Source organism: Streptomyces sp. NPDC088910 (assembly GCF_044749865.1).
Classification (GTDB): domain Bacteria; phylum Actinomycetota; class Actinomycetes; order Streptomycetales; family Streptomycetaceae; genus Actinacidiphila.
On sequence record NZ_JBIVIV010000009.1, the window covers coordinates 263,252 to 280,614 of the forward strand.

At 71.5% G+C, this 17,363-nt stretch carries 14 protein-coding genes; 6 read left to right on the plus strand and 8 right to left on the minus strand.

Going from position 1 to position 17,363, the window contains the following annotated elements; genetic code table 11:
* Window positions 1–241 precede the first annotated feature (241 nt).
* The 3 genes from ACIP4Z_RS22125 to ACIP4Z_RS22135 all read left to right on the plus strand — a co-directional run bounded on the left by ACIP4Z_RS22125 (window position 242) and on the right by ACIP4Z_RS22135 (window position 2,606).
* Entirely contained in the window at window positions 242–943 is a 702-nt protein-coding gene (locus ACIP4Z_RS22125) for a GPP34 family phosphoprotein (protein WP_355337733.1), read from the plus strand.
* A gap of 423 nt (window positions 944–1,366) precedes the next feature.
* Window positions 1,367–2,224, plus strand: coding sequence for a helix-turn-helix transcriptional regulator (locus ACIP4Z_RS22130; protein ID WP_355337730.1), 858 nt, complete (start codon window positions 1,367–1,369; stop codon window positions 2,222–2,224).
* 172 nt (window positions 2,225–2,396) lie between these two features.
* Entirely contained in the window at window positions 2,397–2,606 is a 210-nt protein-coding gene (locus tag ACIP4Z_RS22135) for a DUF397 domain-containing protein (RefSeq protein ID WP_355337727.1), read from the plus strand.
* A 179-nt stretch (window positions 2,607–2,785) separates the two neighbouring features.
* Here ACIP4Z_RS22135 and ACIP4Z_RS22140 read toward each other — a convergent pair whose 3' ends face one another.
* Entirely contained in the window at window positions 2,786–3,664 is an 879-nt protein-coding gene (locus ACIP4Z_RS22140) for a hypothetical protein (RefSeq protein ID WP_401310550.1), read from the minus strand.
* A 95-nt stretch (window positions 3,665–3,759) separates the two neighbouring features.
* Between ACIP4Z_RS22140 and ACIP4Z_RS22145 the strand changes: the two genes are divergently transcribed.
* Window positions 3,760–4,950, plus strand: coding sequence for a PLP-dependent aminotransferase family protein (locus ACIP4Z_RS22145; protein ID WP_355337721.1), 1,191 nt, complete (start codon window positions 3,760–3,762; stop codon window positions 4,948–4,950).
* 96 nt (window positions 4,951–5,046) lie between these two features.
* On the opposite strand, the gene ACIP4Z_RS22150 is transcribed toward ACIP4Z_RS22145, so the two are convergent.
* On the minus strand, window positions 5,047–5,835 hold the full coding sequence (locus ACIP4Z_RS22150) for an SDR family oxidoreductase (protein WP_355337718.1): 789 nt from the start codon (window positions 5,833–5,835) through the stop codon (window positions 5,047–5,049).
* A gap of 432 nt (window positions 5,836–6,267) precedes the next feature.
* Here ACIP4Z_RS22150 and ACIP4Z_RS22155 point away from each other — a divergent pair, with 432 nt between their 5' ends.
* Window positions 6,268–7,839 (plus strand): sodium:solute symporter family protein, encoded by a 1,572-nt coding sequence (locus ACIP4Z_RS22155; RefSeq protein ID WP_401310554.1) that lies wholly within the window; start codon window positions 6,268–6,270, stop codon window positions 7,837–7,839.
* A 69-nt stretch (window positions 7,840–7,908) separates the two neighbouring features.
* Here the strand turns inward: ACIP4Z_RS22155 and ACIP4Z_RS22160 are convergent, their stop codons facing one another.
* The 4 genes from ACIP4Z_RS22160 to ACIP4Z_RS22175 form a co-directional block, all read right to left on the minus strand.
* Window positions 7,909–9,012 (minus strand): ADP-ribosylglycohydrolase family protein, encoded by a 1,104-nt coding sequence (locus tag ACIP4Z_RS22160; protein ID WP_355337713.1) that lies wholly within the window; start codon window positions 9,010–9,012, stop codon window positions 7,909–7,911.
* Between the two features lie 243 nt (window positions 9,013–9,255).
* Entirely contained in the window at window positions 9,256–10,500 is a 1,245-nt protein-coding gene (locus ACIP4Z_RS22165; RefSeq protein WP_401310557.1) for a phosphodiester glycosidase family protein, read from the minus strand.
* Between the two features lie 132 nt (window positions 10,501–10,632).
* Window positions 10,633–13,212, minus strand: a complete 2,580-nt coding sequence (locus tag ACIP4Z_RS22170; protein WP_355337707.1) for a bifunctional FO biosynthesis protein CofGH — start codon at window positions 13,210–13,212, stop codon at window positions 10,633–10,635.
* Window positions 13,213–13,326: 114 nt separating this feature from the next.
* Window positions 13,327–14,154 (minus strand): TIGR03619 family F420-dependent LLM class oxidoreductase, encoded by an 828-nt coding sequence (locus tag ACIP4Z_RS22175; RefSeq protein WP_355337704.1) that lies wholly within the window; start codon window positions 14,152–14,154, stop codon window positions 13,327–13,329.
* Window positions 14,155–14,354: 200 nt separating this feature from the next.
* Here ACIP4Z_RS22175 and ACIP4Z_RS22180 point away from each other — a divergent pair, with 200 nt between their 5' ends.
* A complete protein-coding gene (locus tag ACIP4Z_RS22180) occupies window positions 14,355–15,887 on the plus strand; it encodes a CehA/McbA family metallohydrolase (protein WP_401310561.1) in 1,533 nt (510 codons plus the stop codon).
* Between the two features lie 19 nt (window positions 15,888–15,906).
* Here the strand turns inward: ACIP4Z_RS22180 and ACIP4Z_RS22185 are convergent, their stop codons facing one another.
* Together ACIP4Z_RS22185 and ACIP4Z_RS22190 are read right to left on the minus strand one after the other, a co-directional pair.
* Window positions 15,907–16,263, minus strand: a complete 357-nt coding sequence (locus ACIP4Z_RS22185) for a DoxX family protein (RefSeq protein ID WP_391043251.1) — start codon at window positions 16,261–16,263, stop codon at window positions 15,907–15,909.
* A gap of 126 nt (window positions 16,264–16,389) precedes the next feature.
* The gene (locus ACIP4Z_RS22190) at window positions 16,390–17,295 is read right to left on the minus strand and encodes an NADP-dependent oxidoreductase (RefSeq protein WP_355337695.1); all 906 of its coding nucleotides are present in this window, start codon (window positions 17,293–17,295) and stop codon (window positions 16,390–16,392) included.
* Window positions 17,296–17,363: the final 68 nt, after the last annotated feature.

The window sequence follows — 17,363 nt, forward strand, 5'->3', positions numbered from 1 at the left end:
CACACATCACGAAATGGCCGCACACATCGTGCGGGGGCGGATGCCGAATGGCACCCATACCCCTTCAAAGCTCACACTGGCAGTGTCCCGCCGACAGGCCCGCGACCCGTCCGCGACACCACCGCCCACCCCGTAGACGAGAACGACATACCACCCGGTTCCCGTCGATAAGGCAAAGGCGCTCTCGACAGGCCGGTGTGAGAGGCGTCACCCTGTCATTCATCCACGCGGGGAGGCATGGATGGGCAAGAGCCGCAGAACAATTCCGGAAGAGCTGTTGCTGCTCGCACTGGACCCGACGACCGGGACCACGGCGCAGCCTCAATCGCTCGACCTCGGCCTCGCCGGGGCGCAGCTCGTCGAGCTGGCCCTGGCCGGACGGATAGCCCCTGACGGGGATCGTATAGCCGTGGTGCACCCACGGCCGACTGGAGATCCGACCCTGGACTCCGCTCTCGAACTGCTGCGGCGACGCGGCAGTCCGGTGCGGGCCGTCCACTGGATCGGCGGACCCCGCCTCGGGCTCCGCCAGACGTATCTCGCGCACCTGGAGCGGTGCGGCATGGTGCACGCCGTGCCCGGCCAGATGTGCGGGGTGCTGCCGACGACGCGGTACCAGGCGTCCGACAGCGCGGTCAGCCGGGAGATCCGTACCCGGCTGGACAGTGCGATCCGTACCGGCGTGCCGCCGGACCCGCGGACCGCCGCGCTCGCCGCGCTCGCCCACGCCGTGGGACTCGGCAAGCACCTCTACCCGGGCAACGAGGGCCGGTCGTCACGATCGCGCCTGCGTGACCTGATCAGGTACGACCCAATGGGCGGCCTCGTCGCGCATGCCGTGATGGATGTGCAGAACGGCGTGGCGGCGCAGCCGAAGCGGCCAGCCGCTCCGGCACCGCGAGCGGCGGGGCACAGCACCATGGCCCGCGCCGGCGCCCGTTGAGTCGGCGTGCGACAGCGAGTGGACACAGGCAGCACAGGCAGCACGCTCAGTACGTTCGGCACGCTCAGCACAGGCAGCACAGGCAGCACGTTCAGCACGTGAGAGCGCGTGCGCAGGTGAGCACGTAGCGCTCGGCAACCCCCTCATCAGGGACGGCTGCGGCGCCCGTCGGCAGGGACGGGGCACCGCAATCCGCGACCATCGCGCCGTCCTCAGCGACCCGTTCCGGGAGCCGCTGTGACGCGCGGGGCGGCGGGACTCGGAACACGTTCCGGGATTCGTCGCACCGCGCGTCGCCGTATACACCCCCGTGTACCACCGCGTACACGCCCCTGCCGGGTTACCCTCATTCGCCAGCGCGCCGATGACCGCAAGTGGCAGGCTGCTGACCATCAGTAGGTTCAGCGTGGAGGTGCACGTCCAGTGGTCGCCAACGTCAATCCCACCGTCAGGCGCCGCCGGCTGGGTTCGGAACTGCGCAAGTTGCGGGAGCAGAAGGGCATGACGGCCGAGGAGGTCGCCGCCCGGCTCCTGGTGTCGCAGTCGAAGATCAGCCGGTTGGAGAACGGGCGCCGGAGCATCAGTCAGCGCGATGTGCGCGACCTGTGCGGTGTGTACGGCGTCGAGGACGTGCGGATCGTCGACTCGCTGATGCAGATGGCCAAGGAGTCGCGCCAGCAGGGCTGGTGGCATGCCTTCGGCGACATCCCGTACAGCGTGTACATCGGCCTGGAGACCGAGGCGGCCAGTCTGCGGGTCTTCGAACCCCAGGTGGTGCCTGGCCTGTTGCAGACGCCGGAGTACGCCGCCGCGATGATCGCGGGCAATCTGCCGGAGGCCACTCCCGAACAGGTCGACAAGCGCGTCAGCGTGAGAATGCGCCGGCAGGAGCGGATCACCGACCGGGACGGGCCGCTGCGGATGTGGGCCGTGGTGGACGAGGCGGCGCTGTGCCGCAAGGTCGGCGACGAGCACGTGATGCGTGACCAGCTTCTGCATTTGGTGGAATTGAGCCATCTGCCGCATGTGACCGTGCAGGTGCTGCCGTTCGAGGCGGGCGCGCACCCCGGTCTGAGCGGGCAGTTCGCGGTACTGGAGTTCACCGACGCGACCGATGCCACGGTGGTCTATCTCGAAGGCGTCAACAGCGACCTGTACTTGGAGAAGGACACCGATGTGCAGGCCTACAGCGTGATGTACGAGCATCTGCGGGCCCAGGCGCTCAGCGCCGAACAGACCCGGCAGTTCATCACCGAAGCGGCGGAACGATACACCCGCTGAAGTGCGGGCGATACGGTACACCCCCGCTCACTCCCATTGGAAGAGTTACTGGGAATATGCCATCCACTTGGGTGAAGTGGCTCACCGGTCCGTGATGTTGGCTAGTAGCGTCGAGCGCGTAGTCAGGCAATGGCGTACCTCGCCGCCGCCATCAGCACAGACCGGAGCAGAGATGGCAATCAAGCTGGGCAGTACTCCCGCGTGGATGAAGTCCTCGCGGTCCACCGGAAATGGCGCCTGTGTCGAAGTGAAGTCCCCGGCCGTCGAGTCGGTCGTGGTCCGCGACTCCAAGGACCCGCAGGGTCCGGTCCTCAGCTTTTCCCCTGAGGCGTGGACCGCGTTCGTCACGGACGTCGACCGAGGCGCCTTCACGATCAACTAGTACAGCGCGCGCACCTTCAGCAGTACCGCAGAAGAGCCCTCTCGTCTGGCCGCCGTCCTAGCCGAGGGGGCTCACTGCTGTCCTGATGTTCCGGGCCGGGTGATCAACGCGGCGAACGGGGTGATCAACGCGGCGGACCGGGTGATCAACCCAGCGGACCGGGTGATCACGTCAGCGGATCAACGGAGTTGATCGACGTAGGTGTCCGTGCCGGGAATGGTCGGAATGAAGGGAGCGATGAATTCCACTTTCGCCGAGCGCCCCGCCGAGTCGGTCCGGCCGGCGATCTCGGCGGCGTGACCGGCGAAATGCTCTTCCCACCCCTCGCGTGGATCTTGTTGCAGGAACCACAGGAGAGTGAGCCGGGTTTCGACGCCTTCGACCTGTTTCACATAAGACATCCGGTCGAGCGGCAGCGCAGTGGGCGTGAAGATCACCACCATCGCCGCCGGTGATCCGGCGAGCTTCTTCGGCAGGTGGCGGGCCCGCAGCCATTCCAGCAATTCGTCCCGGCCTTCCGCGGATTCCGCTTCCAGCACTTCGAGGACGAGTCCGCGGTACGGGTGGTCGAGCGCGTGGATGTCGCGCGGACCGGCGGCGCCGTCCCGGTAGACGCTCGCGGCGCGGTCCTGGAAGGCGGTGAAGACGTGGGTGCGGTCGTGGTAGACGCGGCCGTCGCGATTGAGCCGCTTGTTGATGCCGACCGTCCACCGCATGTGCGCGTCGTAGCGGCCCGCGGTGATCCAGTACAGCGACAGGTAGCAGCCCGCGGTGACCGGCCGCGCGACCGCGGAGTCCGCCGGGTACCGCAGGTCCAGCAGCGGCCGCGTGGCCACCCAGCGGCGCCCGGCGTACAGCCAGGGCATCGCCATCGCACCGGCGATGAAGTGGTCGTCCTCGTACCACCGGTTGTACGCGTATTCGTGCCCGGCGTGCGGCTCGACCATGGTGATCAGCGCGTGCCCGACGTCGACGCCGTACGGTCCGACGGCCGCGAGCCGTCCGTACGCCTCGACGTCCGTTCCGCCGTCCGGGCCCGTTCTCACGTCCTCAGCCATGAATCTGACGCTACGTCAGCTCCGGGGAGAAGTGAAGGTGCCCGGATGCTGGAAAGTACCTGGACATGGCAACGATTCTTCGTAGGCTGCCGGACATGACCTCGACCCGAGCCGCCGTGCCCGCCCTCGCCCAACGCGCCGTCTCGGTGGGCGCCTCGCCGGTACGGGAGATCCTGGCGCTGACCGCGCGGCCGGAGGTGATCTCCTTCGCCGGCGGGCTGCCCGCGCCCGAGCTGTTCGACGCGGCGGCCATCGCGGAGGCGTACGCCCGCGTCCTGGCCGAGCAGCCGCACAAGGTGCTCCAGTACTCGACGACCGAGGGCGATCCCGCGCTGCGCGCGGCCGTGGCGGCCCGGCTGAGCGGGCGCGACCTGGCGACGGGCATGGACGACATCCTGGTGACCGGCGGCTCGCAGCAGGGGCTCGCGCTGATCGCGACCGCGCTGATCGAGCCCGGCGATGTGGTGCTGGTGGAGAACCCGACGTATCTGGCGGCGCTCCAGTGCTTCGGCTTCGCGGGCGCCCGGGTGGTGCCGGTGCCGACCGACGCGTACGGGGTGATCCCGGAGGCACTGGAGGAGGTGGCGCGCCGGGAACGGCCGAAACTGCTCTACCTGGTGCCCAACTTCCAGAATCCGACCGGGCGTACGCTCCCGCTCGAACGCCGCCGCGCGGTGGCCGAGGTGGCGGAGCGGCACGGGCTGTGGATCGCGGAGGACGACCCGTACGGGGATCTGCGGTTCGAGGGCGAGAGTGTGCCGTGGATCTCGGCGCTGCCCGAGGCCGCCGACCGGACGATCCTGCTCGGCAGCTTCTCCAAGATCATGTCGCCGGGGATGCGGCTGGGCTGGCTGCGGGCGCCCGCGGCGCTGCTGCGCGCCTGCGTGATCGCCAAGCAGGCCGCCGACCTGCACACCTCGACCGTCGACCAGGCCGCCGCCGCGCGCTACCTCGCCGACCACGACCTGGACGTCCATCTGGACCGGGTGCGTACCGCCTACCGCGCCCGGCGCGACGCGCTGCTCGCCGGGCTGCCGGCCGCGCTGCCCTCCGGCAGCACCTGGAACCGGCCCGAGGGCGGCATGTTCGTGTGGGTACGGCTGCCCGCGGGGTACGACGCGACGGCGCTGCTGCCGACCGCGGTCGGTCACGACGTGGCGTACGTACCGGGGTTGCCGTTCTTCGCGCAGGCGCCGGAGGCGGGGGCGCTGCGGATGTCCTTCACGACGCACACGCCGGAGGAGATCGGGGAAGGGCTGCGGCGGCTGGCGAAGGTCTTCGCCTGAGGCCGTTGACAGCAGGTAACGCGGCGGCCCGCACGAGGAACGGCGCGGTGCCGTACGCACGGACGGCGCGGCGCCGTACGCGTCCAACGGCGCGCGTCACCGCATCAGTTCGCCCGCGTTGACGAGCAGGGACTGTCCGGTGATCGCGCGGGCGCGGTCGGAGGCGAGGAACACGGCGGCCTCCGCCACATCGCCGTCGGTGGCCAGTTCGGGCAGTGCCATGCGGCGGGCGAGGCGGGCCAGCACCTCGTCCTCGCCGACGCCCTCGGCGCGTGCGGTGAGCGCGACGAAGGACCGCACGGGCGGCCCCCACATCCAGCCGGGCAGCACGGTGTTGACCCGGATCCGGTACGGGCCCAGCTCGCGCGCGAGTGAGTACATCGCGGAGGTGAGGGCGCCCTTGGAGGCCGCGTACGCCGCCTGGCGGACCTGGCTGGGCGCCGCGACCGCGGACTGGGTGCCGATGAACACGACGGAGCCGCCGCGCTCCTGGCGCTTGAGGGCGGGCAGGCACGCCTGGGCGAGCCTGAGCGACCCGAGCAGATTGACGTCGAGCACCCGCTGCCAGACGGCGAAGTCCGCGTCCTCCAGGCCGCCGAAGTAGTCGTCGAGCGCGGCGACCTGGACGACGGCGTCGATCCCGCCGAACCGCTCCTGTGCCAGCGCCGCCAGCGCCTCGCACTGCGCGCCGTCGGCGATGTCGGTGGGCAGCCAGGCCGTCGAGGTGCCCGCCGGGTCGATCTCGGCCGCCGTCTTCGCCAGCCGTTCTGCGGTCCGCGCGCCCAGCACCGCCCGTCCGCCGTCGCGTACGACGGCCGCCGCCACGCGCTGCCCGAGTCCGGCGCCGACGCCGGTCACGACCACGGTCTTCCCCTTCAGCAGCATGTCGGCCTCCGCAACCGTTGTCTGACGGAGCGTCAGAATAGGGCGGGCACCCGCAGGAGGGAAGGCCGCGGCGGTCACGCTCACGTCGGCGATCGGCCGCTCCCCTCTGCGTCCGCACGGGATCCCGTATCCCGGACGGCCGCCTCCTGTGTCCCGCGCGTCCCGCGGGCCTCGTGCGACGTCCAGCGAAGTGTCCGCTCATCGTGGGTTGGTGATCAGGGTCACGACAATGCCAAGGTGGGCAAAGAGCGAGTAAAATCGTTCGGCTTTCTGATCTGAGTTCAGACTCTTGAACGCAGAGACCCTTGACCGGCCCCCCGCGCGAGGGGTTCAATCCCGGAAGTCCCCACTCCCGCACGGGGGCGACCCGCCCGGACCGGCGCCACAGCGAAGTGCGCTCCTGTTCACAAGGCGGACCCCTCTGGAGGGGACATGAACAGTCTCGACTGGACCGTGCTGATCGCGTACTTCGGCGTGATGCTCGCGATCGGACTCTGGTCCCACAAGCGCGTCGACGACGTCGGCGACTACTTCACCGCGGGCGGCAAGATGCCGTGGTGGCTGTCCGGCATCTCGCACCACATGTCGGGCTACAGCGCGGTGATGTTCACCGGTTACGCGGGCATCGCCTACACCTACGGCATCACCTCGTACGTCACCTGGTCCTTCCCGATCGCGCTCGGCATCGCCATCGGCGCCAAGCTCTTCGCGCCCCGGCTCAACCGGCTGCGCTCACGGCTGTACGTGGCCTCGCCGCTCGAATACCTCAAGAACCGCTACAACCTGACGACCCAGCAGGCGCTCGCCTGGTCCGGCGTGCTGCTCAAGATCGTGGACGTCGGCGCCAAGTGGGCCGCCATCGCGACCCTGTTGTCCGTCTTCACCGGGGTCACCATCACCCAGGGCATCGTCATCACCGGCGCGATCACCGCCGTCTACTGCACGGTCGGCGGTCTGTGGGCGGACGCGCTCACCGAACTCGGCCAGTTCGTCATCCAGTTGATCGCCGGGCTCGCGATGCTGGTCGCCGCGCTCAACAAGGTCGGCGGGATCAGCGGCATCTGGAACGTGTGGGACGAGCCCGCGCTCAAGCACCACGCCGACCCGGTCGCGGGCCCGTACACCACCGTCTTCCTGCTGGCGTACCTGTTCATCAAGACCTTCGAGTACAACGGCGGCATGTGGAACCAGGCCCAGCGCTACATGGCCACCGGCTCCGCCCGCGAGGCGACCCGCAGCGCCTGGCTGTCGTCGGCCCTGTGGTTCGTCTGGCCGGTTATCCTCTTCTTCCCGATGTGGATCTCGCCGCTGCTGGTGCACGCCAAGAAGCCGGACGGCTCGGACTCGTACGGTCTGATGGTCGAACAGCTCCTGCCGCACGGGCTGCTGGGCCTGGTCGTGGTCGGCTTCTTCTCGCACACCATGGCCATGTGCTCCTCCGACGCGAACGCCATCGCCGCCGTCGTCACCCGCGACATCGCCCCGGCCTTCTCGAAGACCGCCCGCGAATGGTCGGCCCATGTCGGCCTGATCGCCGCCCGGTTGACCACGCTGACCTTCCTCGGCCTGTCCATGGCCGTGGCCACCCAGGTCAACTCCCCCACCTTCAAGGACATCATCACCGTCGTCATCAAATGGGTGGCCGGTCTGATGGGGCCGATCGCGATCCCGTTCATGCTCGGACTGCTGCCGCGCTTCCGCACGTCCGGCCCGACCGCCGCCCTCACGAGCTGGGCGCTCGGCCTGTTCGCCTTCTACCTGCTCAACTACCCCGTCAACGACGCCGTCTCGGGCGGCGTCAACCTCGAATACCAGATCTCGCTCCCGCTGGCCGTCTCGCTCGTCCTCTACATCGTCATCGGCTGGATCAAGCCGGAGGACACGCCGGAGCGGGACGCGCTCCTCGCGAAGATCAACTCCGATGACGGGGGCGGCCCCGGACCGGCCTCCGTCTCCCTCCCCGAGCCCTCCTCCGAGCCGACCCCCACCAAGGTCTCGGACTAGGTCCTGTCCGGCGGCTCCCCTTCCCGGGGGGGAGCCCCGGCGGGGGCGGTGGTGATCGCCGGACAGGCCCTAGGCGGCCGGGTAGCGGTCGAGCCACGCCGGGCTGGCGCCCGAAGGCCCGTGCAGGGCCGGCGCCTGCGTCATCTCCATGGCGAAGTCGTCGGCGAGCTGGAGCAGCGTGGCGCGCCCTTCCACCTCGGCGATCCACGCGGGCGGCAGCGCCGTCTCCCCGTGCTGGACGCCGAGCAGATTGCCGCAGACGGAGCCGGTGGAGTCGCTGTCGCCCGAGTGGTTGACGGCGAGCAGCAGCCCGTGGCGCACGTCCTCGGCGACCAGGGCGCAGTAGACGCCGATCGCCAGCGCCTCCTCGGCCGTCCAGCCCTCCCCCAGCGCCTCCACGCGCTGCGGCGACGGCATCCCCTGCCGTACGGCGCCCAGGGCGCCCTGGAGCGCGTCGGTCGTCTCCTGGTGGCCGGGGCGGGCGCCGAGCAGGGCGAGGGCGTGCTGGACGGAGCCGTCGAGGGCCTCGCCGCGCGCCAGGCCGTGCACGATGACGGCGAAGGCTCCGGCGGCGAGCTGCCCGGTGGGGTGGCCGTGGGTCTGGGCGGCGCACTCCACGGCGAGCTGGAAGACGAGCTGCGGTTCCCAGCCGACCAGCAGCCCGAAGGGCGCGGAGCGCATCACGGTGCCGCACCCCTTGGAGCCGGGGTTCTTCGGCTCCTCCAAGGTGCCCATCCGGTCGTCGGACAGGCCGCTCAGGCACGCCTCGCCCGGCGCTCGCCGCGCGTAGAGCCACTCCTCGCGGGCCAGCCAGCCGGTGTCCTTGCGGCGCTCGTCGGGCCCCCACTCGGTCTGGGTGGCCGACCAGCGGCGGTAGGCGCGGTGGATGTCGGTGGGCGGGTGCCAGGCGCCGGTGTCCCGGCGCACCTGGGCTCTGATCAGGCCCTCGACCGTGAACATCGTCATCTGCGTGTCATCGGTGACCGCGCCGCGTCTGCCGTACGCCGGAACGTAGTCGGTGACGCCGTCCGTGCCGTGATTGCGCTGGATCGCCTCGAACGACTCGAACTCGACGCCCGCGCCCAGCGCGTCCCCGATCGCCCCGCCCAGCAGGCAGCCCCGCACGCGGCTGCGGAAGTCCTGCTGCTGCGCGCGACCCCAGACAGCGGTCAAAGCGGTCCCCTTCGATCAACCCCGATCCGAACCCGTTCTGCGCCAGCACGATAGCCGACGTCACCAGGAGCGGAAGGGGGCCCTGGGGTTGGTGACGCCTGTCCGCGAACGGTGCCGGTCCGATCGGATACGACCGGACGCCGGAAATGCTCTGACGCGCGACTCAGGGTGTCGGACTCGGGCGCGGGAGCCGGGTCCGCGCGTCGGGCCGCGCGACTCGGGCGTTAGGCGCACATACGCGGCTCACGTGCGCGAGAAGACGCCGATGGCGTTGGCGACCGGGCGCTCGACGCCGCCCGACGGGTGGTTGCGTACGGTCACCGCCGCCGCGCCGGGGTCGCGGGCGACCAGCGTCGTGGAACCGCCGCCGTCGAGGTTCACCGCCGAATCTGCACCCAATTCCCTCATGACGGACGCAAGTTCCGCGATGGTCAGGCCCGCGCCGGACTCGGCGGAGCCGTCCAGCGCCAGCAGGTACAGCGTGCTGCCCGACGCGTCGAAACCGGCGGCCGTACGCGTGGCCGCCGTCGTGGTGTCCAGGCCCGCGAGCGGCTGTCCGCCACGCAGGACGGGGAAGCCGCCGACCGCGAAGACGTACGGCACGCGCGAGAGCGTCGGGGTGAGGCGGCTGTCGACCTCCGCGCGGTCGCCCACGCGCAGGGCGCGCAGTGTGTCGGCGCCCGCGTCCCGGCCGAGCAGTACGGTGCTGCCCGCGGGAATGGCTCCCGCGCCGGGCGCCTGCGCGACCGCCGCGACCCGCCCCTGACGTACCGTCACCTCGTAGGTGTCCGTGCTGCATCCGGCGCCGCGCGAGGTGTCCGTGCCGCAGACCGCCCGCTGCCGGGAGACCGTCCCCCAGTCCGCCGTGTACGCGCCGACGCCGCCGACGGGCAGCGCGTACTGGTTGTAGCCGCCCAGCGGGATGCTCCCCCGCGGGGTGCGGACCGACCCGCGCAGGTCCAGCCGGTCGAGCCGCAGCTTGCGGTCCTTGCCCATGCCGAGCACGTCGTGCGTGGTCTCCCCCGGCGGCATCGCGGGCCCGAAGCGCTGGCCGTCGGGCACGGCGGCCTTGAGGTCCCGGCCGGAACCGATCTCCGGGCCCACCGAGGAGCCGGTCGGCGCCACGCCGGGGTGCTGGTCCTCGGTGATGTTGAAGAAGTCGCCGTTCACCGCGCCCACCGCCTGCCGGTCGTCGGCGAGCCCGGACACCGCCTGCCGCGCCGCCACCGACCCCGGCGTCAACAGGTCGAGCCGCGTACGGGATTCGCGCAGATCCACCGCCAGCACATGCCCGTGCACGGTCCCCCGCGAGGCCGTTACCGAGAACTCCCGGTACTCCACGCCCGGCCCGAGCCGCTCCACCCGCTCGTACGGCAGCCCGCCGCCGGCGCCGCTGTCCGCCGCGACGGCCGATGCCCCCGCCAGTCCCCCGGCGAGCACCCCCGCCGCGACCGCCAGGGCCACGCCCGCCCGCCCGCTCCACGCCACTGCTCCCCCAAGGGTGTCTCAGGTCCCGTGTATCCCACAGGACTCCACCACCCCCGCACTCCCCGCACCGGAACACGGTGAAACGCGGCCATGACGGTGGTGCGAATTCACCCCTCAGGTGCGCGGCGGGCGTCAGTCGCCCAGGACCGGGAGGAGGTCGGGGAGGTGGCCGTCGGAGGCGAGACCGGTGGTGATGCGCTCTTCGGGGACCTGACCGTAGAGGGTGGTGCGCTGGCGGGAGGGGCGGCCCGCGGCCTCGGCGATGGCGACGAGGTCGCGGATGGAGCGGTAGGAGCCGTAACTGGAGCCCGCCATACGGGAGATGGTCTCCTCCATCAGCGTGCCGCCGAGGTCGTTGGCACCGGAGCGGAGCATTTCGGCGGCGCCGTCCGCGCCGAGCTTGACCCAACTGGTCTGGATGTTGGTGATGTGCGGGTGGAGCAGCAGGCGGGCCATGGCGGTGACGGCCCGGTTGTCGCGGGCGGTCGGGCCGGGGCGGGCGATGCCCGCGAGGTAGACCGGGGCGTTGGTGTGGATGAAGGGGAGGGTGACGAATTCGGTGAAGCCGCCGGTCTCCTTCTGGATCTCCGCGAGCAGCCGGAGGTGGCCGAGCCAGTGGTGGGGCTGGTCGACGTGGCCGTACATCATGGTGGACGAGGACCGTATGCCCAGCGCGTGGGCGGCCTTGACGACCTCGATCCAGGTGGCGGTGGGCAGCTTGCCCTTGGTGAGGACCCAGCGGACCTCGTCGTCCAGGATCTCGGCGGCGGTGCCGGGGATGGAGTCCAGGCCCGCTTCCTTGGCGGCGGCCAGCCAGTCGCTGATCGACAGGCCGGTGCGCGTCGCGCCGTTGACGACCTCCATCGGCGAGAAGGCGTGCATGTGCATGCCGGGGACGCGGGCCTTGACCGCGCGCGCGATGTCGAAATAGGCGGTGCCGGGCAGGTCGGGGTGGATGCCGCCCTGCATGCACACCTCGGTGGCGCCGACCTGCCAGGCCTGCTCGGCGCGGTCGGCGACCTGGTCGAGGGAGAGGGTGTACGCGTCGGCGTCGGTGCGGCGCTGCGCGAAGGCGCAGAAACGGCAGCCGGTGTAGCAGACGTTGGTGAAGTTGATGTTGCGGGTGACGATGTACGTCACCTCGTCGCCGACGACCGCGCGCCGCAGGTCGTCCGCGATCCGGCACAGCGCGTCCAGGGCGGGGCCGTCCGCGTGCAGCAGGGCCAGCGCCTCGGCGTCGGTGAGCCGGGTCGGGTCGTCGGCGGCCACCGACAGGGCCTGCTTGACGTCGGCGTCCACCCGGTCTGGGACCATGCCGGGCGCGGCCTGCTCGCGCAGTTCGGCCCAGTCGCCGTACACCTCGTCGAAGTCGTCGCGGCGGTCGGCCGTACGTCCTTCGGTGTCGATCGTGCGGTGCAGGTCGGTGCGGCCCGTGGCGGCCGAGGTGAAGCCCTCGTCCGGCTCCTGCCACGGGCGGCCCACGACCGGCGCGTCCTCGTCCGCCAGACCGGTGGCGGGGTCGGCGAGCGCCGTGACGTGCGGGATCAGGCGCGGGTCCAACCAGGGCTCGCCGCGCTGGACGAACTCCGGGTAGATGGTGAGGCGTTCGCGCAGCGCGAAGCCCGACTCGGCCGTACGGGCGGCCAGTTCGTCGATCTGCGGCCACGGGCGCTCGGGGTTGACGTGGTCGGGGGTGAGCGGGGAGACGCCGCCCCAGTCGTCGATGCCGGCCTCGATGAAGCGCGCGTACTCGCCGTCCACCAGATTCGGCGGCGCCTGGATGCGGGCGGACGGGCCGAGCACGATCCTGGCCACCGCGATGGCCGCCGCCAGCTCCTCCAGCTCCGCGTCCGGCATGCCGCGCATGGCGGTGTCCGGCTTGGCGCGGAAGTTCTGGATGATCACTTCCTGGATGCCGTGGTAGCGGCGGGCGGTCCTGCGGATCGCGAAGAGCGACTCGGCGCGCTCCTCGTACGTCTCGCCGATGCCGATGAGGATGCCGGTGGTGAACGGCACGTTGGACCGGCCCGCGTCCTCCAGGACCCGCAGCCGTACGGCGGGCTCCTTGTCCGGCGAACCGTAGTGCGGGGCGCCCGGCTCCGACCACAGGCGGGTGGCGGTCGTCTCCAGCATCATGCCCATGGACGGCGCGACCGGCTTGAGCCGCTGGAGGTCGGTCCAGCTCAGCACGCCCGGGTTGAGGTGCGGCAGCAGGCCCGTCTCCTCCAGCACCCGCACCGACATGGCCCGTACGTACGCCAGCGTGTCGTCGTAGCCGTGCGCGTCCAGCCACTCGCGCGCCTCGGGCCAGCGCTCCTCGGGGCGGTCGCCGAGGGTGAACAGCGCTTCTTTGCAGCCCATTTCGGCGCCGCGCCTGGCGATGTCCAGCACCTCGTCGGGCGACAAGTACATGCCGTGCCCTTCACGGCGCAGCTTGCCGGGCACGGTCACGAATGTGCAGTAATGACATTTGTCCCGGCACAGCCGGGTCAGCGGAATGAAGACCTTCCGCGAATACGTGATGACGCCCGGCCGTCCCACCGCTTCGAGGCCGGCGTCCCGCAGCCGGGCCGCGGTGCCCGCGAGTCGGGCCAGGTCCTGGCCACGGGCTTGCAGCAGGACGGCGGCCTCGCCCGTGTCCAGGGCGACACCTTCGTCCGCGCGGTGCAGGGCGCGGCGCATGGCATTGGCGGTGGGCGTCGGCGAAGTCATTCTCCGAGGATAGGCGGCCCCGCCGACAATTCGCTGGGGGCTCAGGCCGTCTTCGGCCCGATCCCCCTGTCGGCAATATCACCCGGAGATCGGACCGTCCGAGGAATACTCCGGCTACAAATACTGCGCGTAGTCGTCGAGCGCCCGCAGCACCTCGTCCGTCCCGGCCGGCGGGAGCTGGACGACGATCTCCTCGATGCCGAGGTCGCGGTAGTACGCGAGCTTGCCCGCGTCCGGGCGTACGGCCGTCGGCACCACCTCCGGGCCCTTCTCCCCGCGGCCCGCTTCCCGCCACGCGGCCCGGAGTCCGGGCAGCGACTCACCCAGACCGCCGCCTCCGATCGGCATCCACCCGTCCGCGTAATCCGTCACATGGCTGAAGAGTTTCGGGCCCGCCGCGCCGCCCACCAGGGTGCGCACCCGGCCGCCCGCCGGTTTCGGATACGCCTGGCTGGCCTGCACGGACGCGAATTCGCCCGCATAGGCGACGGGTTCGGCCGCCCACAGCGCGCGCATCGCCGCCATCCGGTCCCGTACCAGCTCGCGGCGGCGCCGCCAGTCCACCCCGTGGTCGGCGGCCTCCTCCACATTCCACCCGAAGCCCACCCCCAGCGTGAACCGCCCGCCCGACAGGTGGTCGAGCGTCGCGATCTCCTTCGCCAGCACCACCGGGTCGCGCTGCGCCACCAGCGTGATCGCCGTCCCCACCTCCAGCCGCTCGGTGACCGCCGCGACCGCGCTGAGCGCCACGAACGGGTCCAGCGTCCGCCCGTACTCCTCCGGCAGCGGCTCCCCCGCCGGATACGGCGTCGCCCGCGACACCGGAATGTGCGTGTGCTCCGGCAGATAGAGCCCGGCGAACCCGCGCTGCTCCAACTCCCGCGCGAGCCGCACCGGCCCGATGGTCTGATCGGTCAGGAAGATCGTGACGGCGATCCGCACGGGCACCTCCGGTGGGGTGGGTGAATCGGGCTCGGCTCCTGTCTTAGATCCTTTCGCCTCGAAGAGCCAGAGGCACCGCCGTGCGGATCTCGGGGTACCTCCGGCCGACGTCACAGAAGGAGCGGGATCGACCTCATGTGTCGGCCTGCTGCTCAGGAGACTGCCACTCTCCCGTCACCCGGAGAGGTGAGCGTGGACGTATGGACCGACGCGACGTACTGAAGTTCTCCGCACTGGCCGGCGCCACCGGCGTCCTTACGCTGGCTCCCGTGAACTTCGCGGAAGCAGACGACGGCACGGGCACGGCCGCGGGAGGGGGGTCGGGGGCCGCGGACCAGACGCGTACGGTCACCGGCCATCTGCCCACCGGGGCGGCCGACTTCGTATACCTGCCGGTGAAGGTGCCGCGCGGCGTGCGGCGGATCGCGGTCTCGTACACCTACGACCGGCCGGCCGTGCCCGCGGGGACCGTCGGCAACGCGTGCGACATCGGCATCTTCGACCAGCACGGTACGGACATCGGCGGGCGCGGCTTCCGCGGCTGGTCGGGCGGCGCGCGCACGGAGTTCGCGATCAGCGCGGGCGAGGCGACGCCGGGGTATCTGGCCGGGCCCGTCGAGGCCGGGACCTGGCACGTCGTCCTCGGCCCCTACACGGTGGCGCCGCAGGGCCTGGACTACTCCGTCACCGTCACCCTGAGCTTCGGCGACCGCGGCGACACGCTCGTCCCGTCGTACCCGCGCGACCGCGCGCCCGGCCGCGGCCGTGACTGGTACCGCGGCGACTGCCACCTGCACACCGTGCACTCGGACGGCAAGCGGACGCTGGAGCAACTGGTGGCGCTCGCCCGCGCCGCGAAGCTGGACTTCATCAACTCCAGTGAACACAACACGAGTTCCGCGCACGCCCACCTCGGGCCGCTGGCCGGGGACGATCTGCTCGTCCTGACCGGCGAGGAGGTCACCACCCGCAACGGCCACTACCTGGCCATCGGCACCGACCCCGGCACCTGGGTGGACTGGCGCTACCGCTCCCGCGACGACGCCTTCGACCGCTTCGTCCGGCAGATCCACCGCGCCGACGGCATCGTGGTGCCCGCGCACCCGTACGGCACCAGCCTCGCCAGCCAGTGGAAGTTCGGCTACGACCAAGTCGACGCCATCGAGGTCTGGAACGGCCCCTGGACCCCCGACGACGAGGTGTCCCTGCTCACCTGGGACAACCTCCTCACCGGCGCCGCCCGCGGCGACGGCCACTGGATTCCCGCCATGGGCAACTCCGACGCCCACCGCGACCCGGATGTCGTCGGCCTCCCCCAGACGGTCGTCCTCGCGGACGGCCTCGACCGGCGCTCCCTCCAGGCAGGTATCCGCGCGGGGCGCTCGTGGATCGCCGAATCCGCCGCCGTCCAGCTCGCCTTCGCCGCCGCGGGCCCCCGCGGTGAGCACGCCGGTATCGGCGACCGCATCTCCGTCGCCCCCGAGGCCGACGTCACCCTCACGCTCTCCGTCAGCGGCGTCCCCGCCGACTCCCTCATCCGCCTCATCACCGACGAGGGCCAGCTCCACGCCGAACCCCTCCCCGCCTCCGGCACCCTCTCCTGGACCACCACCCCCTCGTACTCCGCCTATGTCCGCGCCGAAGTCCGCCACCCCGCCCCCGCCGGCGACACCTCCGGCCTCCCCGGCCCCGCCATCGCGATCACCAACCCGATCTGGCTGGGCCGCAAGTAGCCACCGCGGGCGGCCGGGACTACCAGGCGCCGTGGTGGGCGAGGCCCAGGGTCAGGGCGGCTGCCGCGGTGGCGAGGAAGACGATGCCGCCGAGGATGTCGCGGGAGCCGACGCGGAGGTGGGCGGTGACGGCGCCGATGAAGTAGAGGATGAGGCCGCAGGCGGCGAGGGTGCCGAGGACGGGGACGGCGAGCCCGGCCAGCAGGCCGACCGTGCCGGCGGCGAGCAACGCGCCGAGGACGGGCACCCACTTGCGGGGCAGGCCCTTCATGTCGGCCTGGGTCTTGGGGTATTCGTGGCCGATGAGGTAGGTGACGGCGGCGGCGCCGTTGAAGAGGGCGCCGAGGATGGTGACCGTCAGATAGGCGGCGAACACGGCAGCTCCGCTTCTGTGCGTGACACGTCGGGGCGACACCTCGTACGGGAAGGCTAAGGCGCCTCCACCGAGCGGGAGTTGACCGTGAGTCGCACGCCCTTGGCACGGCGTGAACCGCGCGGGCGGCTACGCGGCGTTGACCGTCAGCACGATCTTGCCCCGTACGTGGCCCTCCTCGCTGAGGCGGTGCGCCTGTGCGATGTCGGCGAGGGGGAACGTCCGGGCGACGGGCAGTGAGAAGCGGCCCGCCTCGATCAGCGGGCCGATCTCGGTGAGGACGTAGAGGGCCCGGCCGCTGTCACCGCGGCTGAAGGTGACGCCGTGCTCGCGGGCGCCGAGGAAGTCCGCGAGGGTGACGACGTGGCCGGGGCCGCCCGCGAGGGCGATGAGTTCGGGGAGGGCGCCGCTCCCGGCGACGTCGAGGGCGGTGTCCACGCCGTCGGGGGCGAGCGCGCGGACGCGGTCGGAGAGACCGTCGCCGTACGAGACGGGTTCGGCGCCGAGCGAGCGGAGGAAGTCGTGGTTGGCCGGGCTCGCGGTGCCGATGACGCGGGCGCCGCGCGCCACGGCGAGCTGCACGGCGGCGGCGCCGACGCTCCCGGAGGCGCCGTTGATCAGGACCGTGCCGCCGCGGACGCCGAGCTGGTCCAGGCCGCGCGCCGCCGTCTCGACGGCGGACGGCAGCGCGGCGGCCCCGGCGAAGTCGAGCGACGCCGGGATCGGCGCGTAGAAGGAGAGCACCGCCAGCTCGGCCTGCGCGGCGCCCTCGGCGCAGAGGCCGAACACGCGGTCGCCGACGGCCACATCGGTCACCCCTTCGCCGACCTCGTCGACGACGCCCGCCGCCTCGTACCCCAGGGTCTGCGGAAGCTCCTCGTCCATGAGGCCCTTCCGCTTCTTCCAGTCGCTCGCGTTGAGTCCCGCCGCGCGTACCGCGATACGGATCCGGCCGGGGCCCGGGTGCGGATCGGGAAGGTCCACGATCTCCAGGACCTCGGGTCCCCCGAACCGGCTGAAACGGGCCGCCTTCATCACTTCGCTCCGATCTCGGCGCACGGGGGCAGGAGGGCTGGAGCCAGGGGTGCCGCGAATGCCGCGCG

Excerpts from the sequence above, each read along its gene's own strand:
- ACIP4Z_RS22140 (WP_401310550.1), bottom strand. The coding sequence starts at position 3,664 with ATGGCTGAGGACGTGAGAACGGGCCCGGACGGCGGAACGGACGTCGAG.
- ACIP4Z_RS22170 (WP_355337707.1), bottom strand. The coding sequence starts at position 13,212 with ATGACTTCGCCGACGCCCACCGCCAATGCCATGCGCCGCGCCCTGCAC.
- ACIP4Z_RS22125 (WP_355337733.1), top strand. The coding sequence starts at position 242 with ATGGGCAAGAGCCGCAGAACAATTCCGGAAGAGCTGTTGCTGCTCGCA.
- ACIP4Z_RS22150 (WP_355337718.1), bottom strand. The coding sequence starts at position 5,835 with ATGCTGCTGAAGGGGAAGACCGTGGTCGTGACCGGCGTCGGCGCCGGA.
- ACIP4Z_RS22155 (WP_401310554.1), top strand. The coding sequence starts at position 6,268 with ATGAACAGTCTCGACTGGACCGTGCTGATCGCGTACTTCGGCGTGATG.
- ACIP4Z_RS22190 (WP_355337695.1), bottom strand. The coding sequence starts at position 17,295 with ATGAAGGCGGCCCGTTTCAGCCGGTTCGGGGGACCCGAGGTCCTGGAG.
- ACIP4Z_RS22180 (WP_401310561.1), top strand. The coding sequence starts at position 14,355 with ATGGACCGACGCGACGTACTGAAGTTCTCCGCACTGGCCGGCGCCACC.
- ACIP4Z_RS22145 (WP_355337721.1), top strand. The coding sequence starts at position 3,760 with ATGACCTCGACCCGAGCCGCCGTGCCCGCCCTCGCCCAACGCGCCGTC.
- ACIP4Z_RS22135 (WP_355337727.1), top strand. The coding sequence starts at position 2,397 with ATGGCAATCAAGCTGGGCAGTACTCCCGCGTGGATGAAGTCCTCGCGG.